General features: G+C 41.9%; 13 protein-coding genes and 1 pseudogene. 7 read left to right on the forward strand and 7 right to left on the reverse strand.

Going from position 1 to position 15,480, the window contains the following annotated elements; all coding sequences use genetic code 11:
* Nucleotides 1–77 precede the first annotated feature (77 nt).
* The 6 genes and pseudogenes from DLM75_RS24955 to DLM75_RS03855 form a co-directional block, all read left to right on the forward strand.
* Nucleotides 78–371, forward strand: a pseudogene (locus DLM75_RS24955) (hypothetical protein); the annotation flags it as partial.
* Nucleotides 368–1,465 (forward strand): hypothetical protein, encoded by a 1,098-nt coding sequence (locus DLM75_RS03835; protein WP_118967180.1) that lies wholly within the window; start codon nucleotides 368–370, stop codon nucleotides 1,463–1,465. The pseudogene DLM75_RS24955 and the gene DLM75_RS03835, both read left to right, overlap by 4 nt.
* The gene (locus tag DLM75_RS03840; RefSeq protein WP_118967181.1) at nucleotides 1,462–2,079 is read left to right on the forward strand and encodes a hypothetical protein; all 618 of its coding nucleotides are present in this window, start codon (nucleotides 1,462–1,464) and stop codon (nucleotides 2,077–2,079) included. The genes DLM75_RS03835 and DLM75_RS03840 overlap by 4 nt, the downstream gene beginning before the upstream one ends.
* Nucleotides 2,076–3,473, forward strand: a complete 1,398-nt coding sequence (locus DLM75_RS03845) for a UDP-N-acetylmuramate--L-alanine ligase (protein WP_118967182.1) — start codon at nucleotides 2,076–2,078, stop codon at nucleotides 3,471–3,473. Before DLM75_RS03840 ends, DLM75_RS03845 begins: the two co-directional genes overlap by 4 nt.
* Nucleotides 3,470–4,495 (forward strand): phenylalanine--tRNA ligase subunit alpha, encoded by a 1,026-nt coding sequence (gene pheS / locus DLM75_RS03850; protein WP_118967183.1) that lies wholly within the window; start codon nucleotides 3,470–3,472, stop codon nucleotides 4,493–4,495. The genes DLM75_RS03845 and pheS overlap by 4 nt, the downstream gene beginning before the upstream one ends.
* Before the next feature lies 1 nt (nucleotide 4,496).
* Complete coding sequence (locus tag DLM75_RS03855; RefSeq protein WP_118967184.1) at nucleotides 4,497–4,919, forward strand: acyl-CoA thioesterase; 423 nt, start codon at nucleotides 4,497–4,499, stop codon at nucleotides 4,917–4,919.
* 215 nt (nucleotides 4,920–5,134) lie between these two features.
* Here DLM75_RS03855 and DLM75_RS03860 read toward each other — a convergent pair whose 3' ends face one another.
* The 5 genes from DLM75_RS03860 to DLM75_RS03885 form a co-directional block, all read right to left on the reverse strand.
* On the reverse strand, nucleotides 5,135–7,177 hold the full coding sequence (locus tag DLM75_RS03860) for a gamma-glutamyltransferase family protein (RefSeq protein WP_118967185.1): 2,043 nt from the start codon (nucleotides 7,175–7,177) through the stop codon (nucleotides 5,135–5,137).
* A gap of 426 nt (nucleotides 7,178–7,603) precedes the next feature.
* Nucleotides 7,604–8,041, reverse strand: coding sequence for a hypothetical protein (locus DLM75_RS03870; RefSeq protein WP_118967187.1), 438 nt, complete (start codon nucleotides 8,039–8,041; stop codon nucleotides 7,604–7,606).
* A 2-nt stretch (nucleotides 8,042–8,043) separates the two neighbouring features.
* Nucleotides 8,044–9,309 (reverse strand): acetyl-CoA acetyltransferase, encoded by a 1,266-nt coding sequence (locus DLM75_RS03875; RefSeq protein ID WP_118967188.1) that lies wholly within the window; start codon nucleotides 9,307–9,309, stop codon nucleotides 8,044–8,046.
* A 20-nt stretch (nucleotides 9,310–9,329) separates the two neighbouring features.
* Nucleotides 9,330–10,640, reverse strand: a complete 1,311-nt coding sequence (locus tag DLM75_RS03880; RefSeq protein ID WP_100784696.1) for a 3-hydroxyacyl-CoA dehydrogenase family protein — start codon at nucleotides 10,638–10,640, stop codon at nucleotides 9,330–9,332.
* Nucleotides 10,641–10,833: 193 nt separating this feature from the next.
* On the reverse strand, nucleotides 10,834–11,355 hold the full coding sequence (locus DLM75_RS03885; RefSeq protein ID WP_118967189.1) for an O-acetyl-ADP-ribose deacetylase: 522 nt from the start codon (nucleotides 11,353–11,355) through the stop codon (nucleotides 10,834–10,836).
* Nucleotides 11,356–11,506: 151 nt separating this feature from the next.
* Here DLM75_RS03885 and DLM75_RS03890 point away from each other — a divergent pair, with 151 nt between their 5' ends.
* The gene (locus DLM75_RS03890; protein ID WP_118967971.1) at nucleotides 11,507–12,046 is read left to right on the forward strand and encodes a DUF1564 domain-containing protein; all 540 of its coding nucleotides are present in this window, start codon (nucleotides 11,507–11,509) and stop codon (nucleotides 12,044–12,046) included.
* Between the two features lie 122 nt (nucleotides 12,047–12,168).
* Here the strand turns inward: DLM75_RS03890 and DLM75_RS03895 are convergent, their stop codons facing one another.
* Both DLM75_RS03895 and DLM75_RS03905 read right to left on the reverse strand, forming a co-directional pair.
* Nucleotides 12,169–14,148 (reverse strand): M48 family metallopeptidase, encoded by a 1,980-nt coding sequence (locus tag DLM75_RS03895; RefSeq protein ID WP_118967190.1) that lies wholly within the window; start codon nucleotides 14,146–14,148, stop codon nucleotides 12,169–12,171.
* 733 nt (nucleotides 14,149–14,881) lie between these two features.
* A complete protein-coding gene (locus DLM75_RS03905) occupies nucleotides 14,882–15,409 on the reverse strand; it encodes a helix-turn-helix transcriptional regulator (protein ID WP_069608835.1) in 528 nt (175 codons plus the stop codon).
* Nucleotides 15,410–15,480: the final 71 nt, after the last annotated feature.

The raw sequence follows: 15,480 nt of genomic DNA on the forward strand, positions 1-15,480 counted from the left end.
AAGCCAATCCGACGTCGGCGCTTGTTCCCGGCCTCAATCCGGAACCGGAAACTCCGGCGCCGATCGAAACTACGGAATCGAAAGGAGAAGGACGCGCCGTCATTTTTTCCGGAACGTCATGGATCACGGATCAATTTATTTCCTACGGGACGAACTACGAGCTCGCGACATCGGTGATCACTTGGATGTATCAGGATCTTTCTTTGTCCTCGATCCAACCCAAAAAAGAAGAAGTGAATACCGTTTCCCTTACGGACACGCAAAAAAGGATCGTCTGGATTTTGGGAATGTTTATCTTTCCGGGTTTAATCGCATTTGTTTCCTCCATCGTCTTGATTCGGAAAAGAAGAAACGAAGGAGAAGAATCTTGAAAAGAGGAATTCTTTTCGTTCTGGCCTTGGCTCTTTTGATCGTCAGTTTTTTCTTCCTGGAAGAAAAGAAAGAGGATCAAACGGAGATTTCTTATTGGGATATCGATATCGACGAGATCGAATACCAACCTCCGAAATCTTCCTGGAACGCCGAGGATGCGATGAGCTTTTATCCTTCTCCGATCGTTCTTAAAAAGGAAAAAACGTTAAGTGAAACTGGAGACTTCCTAACCGTGAAATCGGTCGACTTGGAAACGGGCGGTTCTTTGGTTTTTGAAGGCGGTTACAACGCGGACAATCTTTTCCGAGAACTGTCCGTTCTTAAGGTGAAAGGTGTCGAACCCGCGGAGGAAGAAAAGAATTCTTCTTCATTAAAAATCAACGAAGGATCACCGGAGATTCTTCTGAAGTCTTCCGGAAGAATAATCAAAAAGATTTTGATCGGTAAAAAGAAACCTTCCGATTCCACTCGAATCATCAAAGAAGAGAAGAATATTCTGATTACGCAAAGTCATACACTGGATCGTTTTTCAAGAGGAATCGGAGAATTCAGACAAAGACAACTCGTAAATCTCAAAGACGATTTCGTTGCGGAAACGATCTGGGAGGAAGAAGGGAAAACGCTTCCTTTAGACAATCACCCTTACAAAGAAGAAAACATTAAGAAGAATTTTTGGAGAAGATTGTCAGGTAAGATCGTCGCGATCGAATCGTATCTGGGTGATAACTGGAACAATCAGATCATCGGTCAAAGAGTAGATCTTTATCCGGACGATCCGAACGGTGCGGGTTTTGCCGTCGCGAAAAGCCTCACCTCTGTTCCCGCGGAAGCATCGCTTAAGTTGCGTCTTTCTAACGGAGATTGGATTACGATTCGTTATTATCCGAAGACGAATATCAATTCGGTGGATTATAGACCTGCGATCCGAATTCTAAACGATCGATTTTCCGAGCCTCCTTTTTATATCCGTGAAGATAGTTTCTTGCGAATAAAAGAAAACGTGGGGAATTTGGATAAAGCGGAGCAGAAAAAGACGGTTGAGACCGTGAATCCGGCCTCTAAAAATCCGATATCCGCTCCTCCCAAAAAATGATCGTAGATAAAGAACAAGACTTCTCAAACGTAAGATCCGGCATTCTCCAAAGAATATTTCAATCTCCGGAGAATGCTTATGAAATTTATCAAAAAACCGAAGGGTTCGGTTATTCAGACATTTTAAGAACCCATTTTCTTCTCTGGATTTTGGCGCCCGCAGGAAAATTTATTTCCAATCTTGTTTTTTCCGTTCTTTCCTTCGTTCGTTTTGATGATGGGGAATGGACGATTTTTTCAGGGGTTTTGTTTTCGTTTTTGATTTATCCTGTCGTTTTGTTTTTGGTAGTCCAGTTCGACGTATTTCGGGTTTTTCAAAAAAAATCCGATCGAACAAAGGGTGAAACTCTTCCGCCGTCAAATATTCTTTTGTTATCGTTTTTGCCTTTCAGCGCTTCCTCTATCTTTTGGATCTTACCTTCTCCGTTTCAGGCCGTCTTTGTTACGATATCTTTCTTTCTTTCCTGTGCACTTTCGGTAAGAAGTTTAAAGAAGATTCTCAATTGGACAGATAAGGAAATTCTAATATTCTTTTTATCCGGAGTCGCTTATCTACTGACAGGACTTTTATTTTTGACTGTAATTTATAATTTATTTAGGACCATTCTCAATTGAAAATTTTTCTAATCGGAATCGGCGGAATTGCGATGGGAAATCTCGCGCATATGCTCAAAAAAAGCGGACACGAGGTTTCCGGTTCGGATACGGGAGTTTACCCTCCTATGTCCGACAAGTTGAAAGAATGGGGAATTCCTTACTTCGAAGGCTTTAAGGCCGAGAATATACAAGGTCAGGAACTGTTCATCGTAGGGAATGCGATCTCAAGAGGAAATCCCGAAGTGGAAGAGATGCTCAATCGCGGAGTCGAATATCTTTCGATGCCTGCCGCGATCAGCAAATTCTTTCTCAAAGGTAAAAAGGTGATCGTTGTCGCCGGAACACATGGGAAGACCACGACTACATTCCTAATTCATCATATTTTAAAAGAGAACGGGGTTTCTCCCGGTTTGTTCGTGGGCGGAATTCGTAAAGACGGCTTCCCTGGATTCGAACTGGGGAATGGTCCGTTTTTCGTGATCGAGGGCGACGAATACGATACGGCTTTTTTCGACAAGTCTTCCAAATTCTTACACTATCGTCCCACCTATGCGGTGTTAAACGCATTGGATTACGACCACGCGGATATTTTTCCCAATATAGAAGCGATCGAAACGATGTTCAAACGTCTGATCAACTTAGTTCCCGGAAATGGAAAGATCTTCTATTGGAGCGGATCGGGATCTCTGAAAAAATTGGTTCAGAACGTTAAGTTCACGAAGACCGAAGGTTTCGAATGGAATCGAAAAGATTCTTCTCTTTCTTGGAAAAAGCACGAACTCTTCTGGGAAGAAAGAAAATTGGATCCCGTTATTTTCGGAGATCACAATTATCGAAATCTAGAAGTGGCAATCCGCGTTTGTTCCGAAATTCTAAAAGAACAAAATCCGAACGGTTACAAGGAAGGGATCTCGAAGGCGATCGATTCCTTTCCAGGTGTAAAAAGAAGACAGGACATTCTTTTTCAATCTCCGAAAGCGATCGTGATGGAGGACTTTGCGCACCACCCGGTCGCGGTTCACGAAACGATTCACGCGATCAAAAAACGGTTTCACGGTTATAAGATCATCGCTCTCTTTGAGCCGAGAAGCGCGACATCTCACAGAAACGTGTTTCAGAAAGAATATTCGTATTCTTTCTTAGGAGCTGATTTAACAATTCTTACCGAAATTCATAATTTGAAGAAGGTCTCAAAAGAGATTCGTTTGGACGTGAAAAAGCTGGTCCAAAAACTTTTGAAAAATTCCAAAACGATCCCGGTTTACGCAAAGGACCCTCAGGAGTTGCTTGCAAAACTTGAGAAAATGATTCCCCAATTTACGGGAGAAAAAATTCTTATCTTAGCCATGTCCAACGGTTCCTTCGGCGGCATTTACACCGGACTTGTGGACTTGGCTCGGAAGCACACATGAATTTATCCCAAGAACTCGATTCCATCTATGAAGAGGCGATCCAAAAGATCGGCGCTTCCGTCTCAGAAGAAGATTTAGATAAGAATAAGAACGATTTTATCGGTAAAAAAGGAAAGTTGACCGCGGTGTTAAAAAACGTGGCTTCCCTTTCGATTGAGGAAAAAAAGACGGTCGGACAAAAGGCCAACGAGCTTTCTAAAAAACTCGAGGCATTCGTTTCCGATACGAAAACGACTCTAAAGAAAAAACTTTTCGAATCCCAAGCCGCATCCGAATTCTTCGATACGCTACGACCGCTTTCCAAACCGGAGAACGGAAGTCTTCATCCGATCACTCAGATCCAATACGAGATCGAGGACATCTTTGCTTCGATGGGATTTAGTATTATGGACGGACCGGAAATAGAAACGGATACGAATAATTTCGGCGCCCTGAATTTTACGGAAGATCATCCAGCGAGAGAAATGCAGGATACATTTTATCTGGAGAATGGAAATCTTCTGAGAACTCATACTTCCGCGATACAAGTGAGAACGCTAAGACATCTCAAACCGCCTTTTAGAATCATCGCACCGGGAAGGGTGTTTCGTTACGAAGAAGTGGATGCTTCTCACGAGCATACATTTTATCAGATCGAAGGAATGGTCGTGGGGAAAAATATTTCTGCGGCGAATCTGATCGATACGATGCAGGTTTTACTTTCCAGAATTTTCGAGAAGGAAATCAAAACGAGACTCAGACCGGGGTATTTTCCGTTTGTAGAACCCGGATTCGAACTCGATATCAACTGCCTCGTCTGTGAAGGAAAGGGATGTCCAGTTTGTAAACAATCGGGTTGGTTGGAACTTTTGCCTTGTGGATTGATTCATCCGAACGTTTTATCGCACGCAGGTTTGGACCCGAAAGAATGGACCGGTTTTGCGTTCGGTCTCGGATTGGATCGCCTCGTGATGATGCGTTACGGAATTCACGACATCCGTTATTTTCAGTCCGGAAATCTCAGATTCTTAAAACAATTCTAATATGATTTCCACCCCGATTCAGACGAGATGGATGGACATGGATCCGTTTGCTCACGTAAGCAATTCCGTATTCGTTTCCTATTTGGAAATCGGAAGAGTGGATTATTGTCGTCGTCGTTTCGACGTAAAGGATGTCTTCGAAGTTCCTTTTATTCTCGCGAGAATCGAAATCGATCTTAAAAAATCCATCGAAATGAATCATGTCGTCGAAGTCCAAACTTCTGTAATTCGTATCGGAAATAGCTCTTGGGATTTTCAATCCGTTATTTTAGAATCCAATACAAAGGAAGTATTCGCGGTGGCGAAGACCGTTCAAGTCACCTTTGATCACAAGACAAAGGCTACGATTCCCATTCCGCCAAGAATCAGAAAAATCTTAGAGGAAGATCTAAAGCATTTTCAGATTCAAAATCAAGAGGGTTAGATTGCTTGCAATCGACTTAGATCAGAGGCTCTTTGCAATAGATTCTAAATGAAGGAACTTCATACATTCTTTTCTAAAACGAGAAATTGTGGGCACACGCTTGAAGGTAGCGTTGCCCATTTTAGTAAAAATTTCGCAACGAAGAAAAGACGTAATTTGTGGGAACTTATACTTTCCTTAGATTTTTCGAAAACGCCTGCTTTTTCCTTTGTCCGCTATCTCCCTTCCGCCCAGGATTCTTTTCTTGGATCGGCTCCTCCGTAGAGTTTTCCCGTTTTCGGATCTTTCAGCGAAATACAAGGAGCGGCGAAATCGTATTCCCAGGCATCGCGTCCAATCACGTCGTATCCCAATTCTTTTAACGCTTTTCCATGATTCATATCGATTTCTTTTTCCAATTCTAAACGACCCGGATAATAGGCATGAGGTGAAAAAGCGTCCGGCCAATTTAGGGAACGAAAACGAGGAGCATTGACTGCGGCTTGAGGATTCATACCGAAAACAAACATATTCAAAAAAACTTGTATAGTTGCCTGAGTTTGCATGTCGCCGCCGGGAGTACCGAAACTCATCAAAAATTTACCATCTTTAAAAACCATCGAAGCGTTCGGAGTTATCGTCGGTCGTTTCCCGGGAAGAAGTGCGGAAGGATGGTTTGGATCCAATCGAAACTGAGTCATTCGAATTCCCAAAGTGATATCTCCTTCGATCATCGGCGATTGTGGAAAGTCGCTCGGAGTTAAAGAGAGGGAATTTCCTTTGGGATCGATGATGCTGAGATAAGTCGTATCCCGTCCGATTTTTCCGGTTTTTTCCCAAAGAGAAAGTTGCCGATCTTCGACGGAAGAATGGAATGCAAGAGGCGTTTCAAAAGAATTCAGTTTTCCGATCATACGTCGTAATACCGAAGTGTTGAGATTAGAAGAATCCGAGGTATTCTCTATTGAAAGTTGATTTTGATCGATAGGAGAATCATTTTGATTCCGCAAAAAATTTTTCTTTTTTCTTTGAGAATCGAGTGAGTTTGAAACATTCTTCTTTTGATAAACGACAGGATTTCCGAAGGGAGGGGTTTTACCGAATGCGGTGGGTTGCAAAAGTTTTCTTCTCTCGCTCGCATATTCTTTGCTTAGAAGTCCTTCCAGGGGAACATCTACAAAGGCCGGATCACCGAAATATTTTTCTCGATCCGCCATTGCGAGTTCAATCGCTTGCGCAACAGTATGTATGTATTTTGGAGAATTGTGACCCATCGATTTTAAATCGATTCCGTCTAAAATTTGAAGTGCAATTGGGACCACAGCTCCCTGGTTCCAAGTCTGATTGGAGAAGATCGTATAAGGCCCGTAGTTTCCTTGAAGCGGCTCTTCCCAACCGCCGGAATAGGTCGTAAAGTCCGATCTTACCATTGTTCCATCGTTTGCATCATGAGCCTGGATGATTCGATCCACGATCGGACCTTCGTAGAAATATTTTCGAACCGCGTCTAGAGCCTTGTTCCGATCCGGATTCAAGCGGAAGGTTTCGGATTCTACTTTCGCAATTTCGCGTAACGTTTTTCCGAGCGCAGGACGTCGGAAACGCTCGTTCTGATAGAGTGGTTTCCACCATTTCTTATCCAAGTAAACTTCTGCATTGTATGGAAGAAGAATGGAAAATCCGAATCGTTTGAAAATATTGATATTTAGATTCCGCATCAGAATACGGTGAACGGGGAAGCCTTCTTCCGCAATTTTGATCGCCGGAGCGCTGACCTCTGTGAAACTCATCGTCCCGTATTTTTTTAGAAGCGCGACAATTACGTCGGGGGAAGCGGGAATCAACTGAGAACTATATTTCAAAGTTGGAATGTATTTGTGTCCCCTGGATTGAAAGTATTCGATCGTAGCTTTGGAAGGTGCCTTTCCCGCGCCGATATAACTTTCCACTTTCTGCGTTTTCGAATCGTAAAAGAGTAAGGGAGCAACTCCGGGAAAAGAGGCTTCTTCGCCTTGTGTAACGTTTAACACGAGTAAGGCGGCAATTCCCGCGTCGGCCGCGTTTCCTCCTTTTTCTAAAATTTCCAGCGCTACTTTTGTCGCGAGAGGGTGACCGGATGCTACCATCATTTTTGATCCTTCTGCAAGAGGGCGATCTTGATGATAAGGATCGTTGAATTCTAAGATTTCATTGGGTCTAGAAAAAGTGAAGTAGAGGAAGAAGAGAAGAACGATTAGACTGAAAAGACTTCCAAGAATGTATTTTAGAATCCGGTTCATCAGTATTCTCCTTTTTGAACGTTCGTTTTAAGAACAGTTTGTCCTTTCTTTTTAACGAAGTTTTTTCCGACAAAGTATCGTTCTTTCGACTGGAGAATCTACTGAAAAAAAGAAGCGGGTAATGAATAACAGATTTCAGTTTTGCGGGAGTTCCCACACTGAGAGAAAAAAATTGGGTTTGTTCAAAGTCCAATTCTGTGATAAAGGAAAACTTCCGATTTTTTCCCGCCGTCCCGCCTCCACCACCCAACAAGGGTGGGGCCTTTTTTGTTTCAAAGCGGTCTCCTGTCGGAACTCAAGACGGGGAGAATTCTTTAATAAAGAGGAAATGATAATAAAAATTCTCCCCCCTTTTTTTCCGAAGGGGAGAATCGATCGAATCTAAAAAAAAATTGGAAGAGAAAAAGGTTTAGAACTTAGAATGTCTCAGAGATCTTCTTCAGCTGAGTAAGTCAGAATCAAAGAAGAAATGAGTGTAAGAAGAAATTGCGAGAATACCCAAAGCCAAACGATCATATTCGGAAGAACGTTTATAAAATTCAAAACAGAAATTGCTGGCCCAACGTAAGCCGCCAATGAAAAACAAACCGCCACAATCAATCCGCCAACGATTCCACTTGGCAAAGATTCTTTAGAGAGACGAATCAGAATTCCCAAAAAGAAAACTTGGATCAGGTCTGCAACGATAGGCCCTACCCATAAAATCATTCCCACAGATTGGAAGAAAGATTTATAGGCAGGGTCGTAGTAAAAGCGAGAAAACAAAAGACTGCGAAGAGGTACGGAGATCACTTCCCAAAAACCAAAGGCGATAAAAAGCCTTAAAAGAAATTGATTCCAGTCTTTTGCAGTCTTTAAGCTCATTCTTATTTTCCTACGATGAAAACCACGTTCGTTGTTGCGGATCCACCGATGTTCAACATCAATCCGTTCTTAGCGCCTTCTACCTGATAGTTTCCGGCTGTTCCAGTGACTTGTTTGTAAAGATCGAGCATCATCCGAACTCCGGATGCACCGACTGGGTGTCCAACTCCGATGAGTCCGCCGGACGGGTTGATTGGTTTTTTCCCGTTGATGTCAATCACGCCGTCTTCGATTGCTTCGTGTTCTTTTCCTGGTTGCGTGATACCAAAAGCTGAGATCGCCGCATATTCGGATGAAGTGAAGCAGTCGTGAGTTTCAAAAACATCGATGTCTTTTACTCCGAGTTCGGCTCTATCGTAAGCGTCTTTTACGGTTTGTCTTGTCCAAGGGAGAATGTATTTGTCCCCTTTGGATTCTGCGACCTTCGCGTCAAAAGTGATTGGCGCAACTCTGTGTCCCCAACCTTTCAGTCTTGGGATCGTGTTGATCTTCTTTCCTCTTTTTTTCGCGTATTCTTCCGTATAAGATTTGTTAGCGAGTACTACCATCGCCGCGCCGTCGGTCACTTGAGAACAATCGGTAATGCAGAGTCTTCCTCCCACTGCCATATTGTATTCTCCACCTCTTGCGTTAGCGTGTTCTTTGTTCATAAACCAAGAACGAGTTTGTGCTTTCGGATTTCTCTTCGCGTTGTCGTAGTTGATTCTTGAAATTTCAGCAAGTGCTCCCATGAATCTTTGTTCCGGAAGTTTGTATCTTTCCAAAATTACGTCCGCGAGTTTTCCGAAAAGTTTTGGGAAAGGAAATTGAACTCCTTTCGCTTCTTTTTCGTAATAAGCGGCAGTTCCTAAAAAGTCTCCACCTACGGAAGAACTTACGGTTTTCATGATCTCGATTCCGAGAACGATGGCAACGTCGTAGTCTTTCGCGCGGATTTTTGTGGCCGCCGCATCGAGAGCGATGGAGCCGGAAGCACATGCCGCTTCAAAACGTCCACCTGGAATTCCGTAGAAAGCAGGATCGACTTCGGTTAAAAATGCTCCTAAGTGACCTTGAGTTGCATATTGCTCCGCATCGAAGTTTCCTACGAAAATTCCGATTCGATTTTGTTTATTTAGTTTTTTGAGTTCATCGGGTGTGATTCCCACTGCGGCTAAACCGTCTTGGACGGCCTCGCGCATCAAGGACATGAAGGTCTTTCCTTCCTTGGTCCAGTTTCTTTGAAAATCGGTCTGTTCCCCGCCGAGGATGTAAATTTTCTCGCTCATGGTGATACCTGCCTTACTAATTATCCTTTAAAAAGTGATCGAGCGTCAAGTTTTTCCTTCAGCTCGTAAAACGGTTTCCCCGGTTTCGCTTTTGCCAATACCTCAGGAACCGGAAGTTTTGCTTTTTCGATCAATTGAATCGTATCCTTAGGTCCGCCTAAGAAATCGACGAACGCAGACGCAGGAGCCCAGTTGAATCCGGTTCCCATTGCGAGGTCCGCCATTTCTTTTGTGTCTACGACTTCTCCTACGATAGAAAGAGAATAACTTACGTATCTTGCGATGAAGTATCTCGCGAGGTCCGCTTCAAAACCTTTCGCTTCCTTTACGATATTCATAGCGCCGATGTAATCCGCTTCGGAAATTCTTCTGTTCGCCTGACGAATGAATTCGATATCAAACTTAGGAAGAGGTTCGTAAAGATCAGCGCCTATATTATAGACTAACTTCTCTTTCTTTCCGTCCGGAGTTTTGGACATCTTATAAAGTCCGCCACCTGCTTTTCTTCCTAAATCACCTTTATCGATAAGCTTCTGAAAATAACCCGGCATTTTAAAAGTAGAATGAGCCGCATCTTTTGTCATTTCGTAGAGGTTGTCCACGATCGCTTTGTGAACGTCCAGACCTACGAAATCCGCTGTATCCAAAGGAGCCATCGCTCTTCCGGTATAACCGCTCATGATCGCGTCCATAAGAGCGATCCCGCCTTTATCGGAATATTTCTCCGCAATTTGGGCTACTTCGTTGATGAGCTGAAATCCGATTCTATTTCCTGCAAACGCAGGAGTATCGTTTGTGTAAACGACCGCGCGGCCAAGAACCTTATCCAGATATTCTCCGAGTTGTTTGAGAACTTTTTTATCCGATCCTTTGTGCGAAACGAGTTCACAAAGAATCATTTTATATGGAGGGTTGAAGAAGTGAGTTCCAAAATAGTGCTTTTGTCCGTCTTCATCGAATGCCTTTGAAAGTCTTTCAATAGAAAGTCCGGAAGAAACAGTAGAAACGATAGTGCCAGGTCTTCTGGAGCTCGCGATTCTTTTGTTGATCGGTTCTTTTACTTCATAACTTTCCGCAACGAGTTCAAAGACCCAGTCGGATTCGGCTACTGCTTTTTCAAGATCTGCATCGTAAGAACCGGGAATGAGTCTTGGGCGGATCGTATCTGTCTTCACTGAACCGATTGCTTTCTCAATACCTTCTTTCGCTTTGCTTATGTCCCTTGCAAGCATGTGGACTTTTGCCTTCCCGAAGGAGGCAACGATTGCTGCTGACCCGGCGCCCATAGTACCGTTAGCGCCTAATACTGTTACTGTTTTTATCTCTCTCATGAAACTATACCAATTCTTGGATTTTCAATGGAATAGAACCTGTTTAAAACAGCTATGCGGGGAGGAAAGGTTTTTTTCGAGCGACCGGCAGTAGAATTGTTCTAAAACAGAACGAATGTTCTGTTTAAACTCTCTCGAAAAGGCTGAAATTCGCTAACAAATTGATGATTTCTCTTCAAATTTTATAAAGAATCTAAATTGGTAGCAGTGCTTCGTAAATTCTAAAATTTTCGGAATCAAAACAAACGAAGAATACTTTTTCAAGCGTGGTATCTTTTTTTAAGAAATCGAGAACTGAATGAACCGCAATTTTGCCCGCCCTTTCTTTTGGAAAATTATAAATTCCAGTGCTTATATTCGGGAAGGCGATCGTAAGAATCGAGTTTTCTTTGGCTAAACGAAGGCTATTCGTATAAGCGTTTTCTAATAGTTGATCTTCATTCTTCTTTCCTCCATACCAGATCGGACCTACAGCATGGATCACGAATTTCGCGGGAAGTTTTCCGGCAGTGGTAATTACGGCCTCTCCGGTCTTACATTCTCCTTGTCGGTTTCTGATTTTATAACATTCTTCCAATATTGCCGGACCTCCCGCGCTGTGGATCGCTCCGTCGACTCCTCCACCGCCTAACAAAGAATTGTTGGCCGCGTTTACGATCGCATCCACTTTAAGTTTCGTGATATCATCTTGTATGAGTTGAATTCTATATTTCATTAGTCTTCTCTGATCGGTTTTTTGAAACGGGGTTTAATTCGATAGTTGAGTAAGCAAATTTTTCGATTTGAAATCTCGAAAAAAATATTCTTTTTATGATTTATTTTTTCAAGAACATTCCTCAAAGGCGAATTCGGGAACCGTTCTTAGTATGGGAATATTACTTTTAAACTCCGATCATGAACTTCATACTACCCTCCAGGAAAAGCGAACAGATGTGGTAACCTTACTCGTTCCGAAAAAAACCTTACTCCGATTGAGTGAAAAGGAAAGGAGGAATCTTTCGAAGAGAATTCCTCTTCTTTTGGAAAGATATGCAAAATATCTTACTTCAATAAAACGAATAGGAAATAAAGCGGAGAAAACTTTATACCAACCCAGTCCAAGAAAAGGAGAAATGCAGAGAATCAATGTTCGAGTAAGTAGGAAGAGCTGGGCGCTCCTGGGTTTGTTAGCCCAGGTTCACGGAGTTTCTCGTTGTTTTCTCTTTCATTTTCTTTTGGAACTGGATGAGTTGGGCGTCGGGGATTCGATCGTGAATATTATGAATGCGGGAGGTCCAACATTCCACAGGACTTACAGATATACATTTCATATCGATATCCTGAATCATCGAATAAAACGATCCTTAAAATGCGATCCGATCGATTTTTTTCAGGTTTTGGATTATCGAGATCTTCCTGATTCTTGAAAAATAAATCGAATCAAAAAAAGCCGACCGATTTCAGAAGAATTTAAGATTCTCCGAGCAAAAGAGTTAACTCGGAGAAATGCCTCGTTTTTCTTCACTGAGAATTCTGGTCAAAAATTTCTTTATTGAAGAATGATTTGATCGACTCTGTTTTTTCGATATTTCACAAATGCGTTTCCGTTTTGCGTATATCCTAAGTAGGGGCCGTTTTTTTGGAATTGTTTTCCGAAAACTCTTTCCGCCGCTCCACGATCCGACCCGATCGAAACTCCTTTATCAATTCCAGGGCTATTGTCACCATAAGCGTTGACTTGGAGAACCGATCCGATGCTAAGAAGAAAAGAAGTTTCTTTTTTGTTATAAATATAAAACTCACTTCCCGAACTTTTATCCACTTGGATTCTATCCGGTTTTCCCCAGAGTTTTAATAAGTCCTCCAATTTATCTCCTGGACCGACGCCTCCCACCTTAAAGACATTTTGTTTCGGATTTTGAGAAGGATCTGGAAGAGAAATTCCGTGAAACTCGGCAAGGTGTTTCGCCCATCCGGAAGAAGAATCATAATTCTCCAAATAATACATCGCGAGTTGTTTCGTCTGCGGAGTCTTCGCTTTATAGGATTCTAGAAGAACATAATTGAGAATCGGTGTAAAGTTCTCATAGACGTAATCCGGATCAAGTTGCGTTTTCTGACGAATCGAATTTCCGATTCCCTGTAGATAGGCTTGAATCTCCGGATTGGTCTTTGCTTTTTCTCCGAAAGATTGAACTCGTTTGTCGACCATGGAGGCAACGGATTTAAAAACTTCTAAAGACTTCTCTTGATCGTCCGTCCAGTAAAACACGATCCCAAGATTATTCGCAAGTGGAATCGAATTCTCGGCCCGAACCGTGTTTCCGGCGAGGGACTTTGCAACGTTCATGTCTTTATCCTCGTTGGAATAGGATAAGAGCACTGCGTAGTTTGAAATAAAATACGGGTCATCGGTTTTTAAGATGACCTTTTGATAAGCTTCTTTTGCTTTTTCGTAAGCGGCTTGATTTCCGGGAATCGTTCGCATAACTGCCCTTTTGCGAAGCCCGCCTGGAAAAACCATAGAATCCCGAAAGGAAGGCATGTCGATCACTGGCTTTAGTTTGAGATCGTCATTGCTGGCACTTGCCATCCAAATTTTGTGAAGGCAAACTGCATAAGATTTTTCTAAATGAGTGTTCCCGGGGAATTTGGAAAGCGCCTTTTCAAGGTTTGTTTTTGCCTGATCTAGATTCTTCCCAAATTGAATATCGTCGTACGTTTTCTCCAAAGTTGCGAGCATCGAATAGAGTTCTTGCTTATCTCCGCTAAAACGGGAAAGACGATCGTTAGGTGAAGGATGGCTCGTAAAATAAAGCGAGGTCATCGACTCCGGACTTACCTTGTCTAATTTTTTGCTTACGATATATTCCTTATACTGATTATCGATATCGCTCATTAACTCCAAAGTACGAATCATATACTCGCCACCGTAACCGGCTTTATTTAAAAGCTGAAATCCGGTTTGGTCAGCATCCACTTCCTGTTCTTGGGAGAATTTTAGATTATCCAGAACCGCTTCACCCGTAGGATTTTCCTTGAGTTGATAGAATTTTTTTACGGAATTAAACGTATGTTTATTATAATAATGTGATAGTTCGTGGGATAAGACGCCTGCGATGTATCGTTCGCGATAAAAATTCATCTTTTCCTTTGCATCGGATTCCGAATTCGTAATAACCTGGTCCAGAATGTCGAGCGTTCCCGAATTGATGCAAAACTGTCCACCTGCCATCGCAAAGGCATTGAAGGTATTGTCTTGGATGACGTTATACACGATCGGAAAGGAAGGATTTCCGGAAGAATCCGCAAGCTTTCGAAATGCGGCATCGATCGGTTTTTTCCATTGATTGTGGTCTTTCAAGACTTTTCTGGATTTTAGAATCGCTTTGTATTGGTAACCGCTTTGCCGAACAATTTGCGCATAGAGTTCGGAATCGAAATTGATTGTATTGTTTTTTTGAGCGCTGAGTGAAAAACAACCAAGGACGGATAAGAAAAAAAGAATGTTCTTAAAAGCTCTAAACATATTCTCGCAACCTTTGAAACTATTTGAAAAGGACGGAACCCTAAGATCGCTAAAAAATCTGAAATGTCAAGCCTGAATTGCCGCCAATTTATTTCCGACGATTTCAATTTGTTGAGGCTAACATTTGTAAGAATTTATATCCTTTTTCAAAAAGAACTCAGACTCTAATACGAGTTTTGCGAGTCTTTCAAGGACAAAAATTAATCCGAATAGGAATGGATTCGGACCTTCCTTTACCGCCAAAATTTGTGGAATACCTCTTCCGTTTTCCCTCCTTCTTTTCTACAGTTCGTATTCTTTCCTTAAATTATAATCTCGCAATAATTTTCACTTTAGATCAAAAAATGAAAGCAGCCCCATGAGAAAACGAACCGAACGTTTTGACTAAAAAACTCGTAACGAAATCAATCGGCTCGAAATCGGCAGGAAGATAAGAATTTATTGATAGGTTATTTTTCCATTTAAACCGCCGAAATCTTTAGGAATAAATTCAGAAGAGTAATACATTTTCCCTTTCTTAGAAAATAAACAATGGATTTCGATATCACACCGGTCGTGATCTATCTCTTGTTGGGAATGTAATGTATAAATGAGATTCGAAATTTGTAAGTTTTTTGGACCGAATTCTTGTTTTAGATTTTTGGAAAGAAGTTTTTAATTAATATTTCGGATGAATGCGAATTTATTCAGAAGAGATGTTCCAAAGATCCGATTTGAATTCGTGGAGTGTTTCTCAATCTTCTTCGGGAAGAAGAGGGGAAATAAAATATGCGATGAATTCTAATTTTCCGGTCGTTCCGGATTTTTGATAAATGGAAAACGTTTGATTTTCGATTGTTTTCAGACTTTTTCCGCGAATAGCGGCGATCTGATGATTGGACATTCCTCTCAGAAGCAATACAGCGATTTCCTTTTCCTTATCGGAAAGGTCCCATTCTTCCAATTGCCTTTGTAAGGATTCCCAGAAGGATTGATTCGTGTGTATCAGAAGTTGGTTTTTACTTTTGAGACCTTCGATCGCGACTTTTGCCGATTCTATTTCCGATTGAGTGTGTCTGATTTCTTGAAATAGAAAAAAAACGCCGATGATGGAAAGAATACCTACCGCGATCTCCATCGTCGTAAAAAAAGCTTGGGATCTTTCGATCCAATTTATATCGAAAGCAAAAACTAAAATTTCTTCGAGAATCCAAAGTAAAATTAGAAAAACATAAATTGAAAAAAAGTAGAACCGTTTTTCTTGAGGAAACCAGAGTCTCATTTTTACCTTCTAAAAAGAATCGCTTCCAACTTTACCTTTCCGATCTTAGATTCAAATCCTTTGATTCACTC

This window comes from Leptospira stimsonii (assembly GCF_003545885.1).
Lineage (GTDB): Bacteria > Spirochaetota > Leptospiria > Leptospirales > Leptospiraceae > Leptospira > Leptospira stimsonii.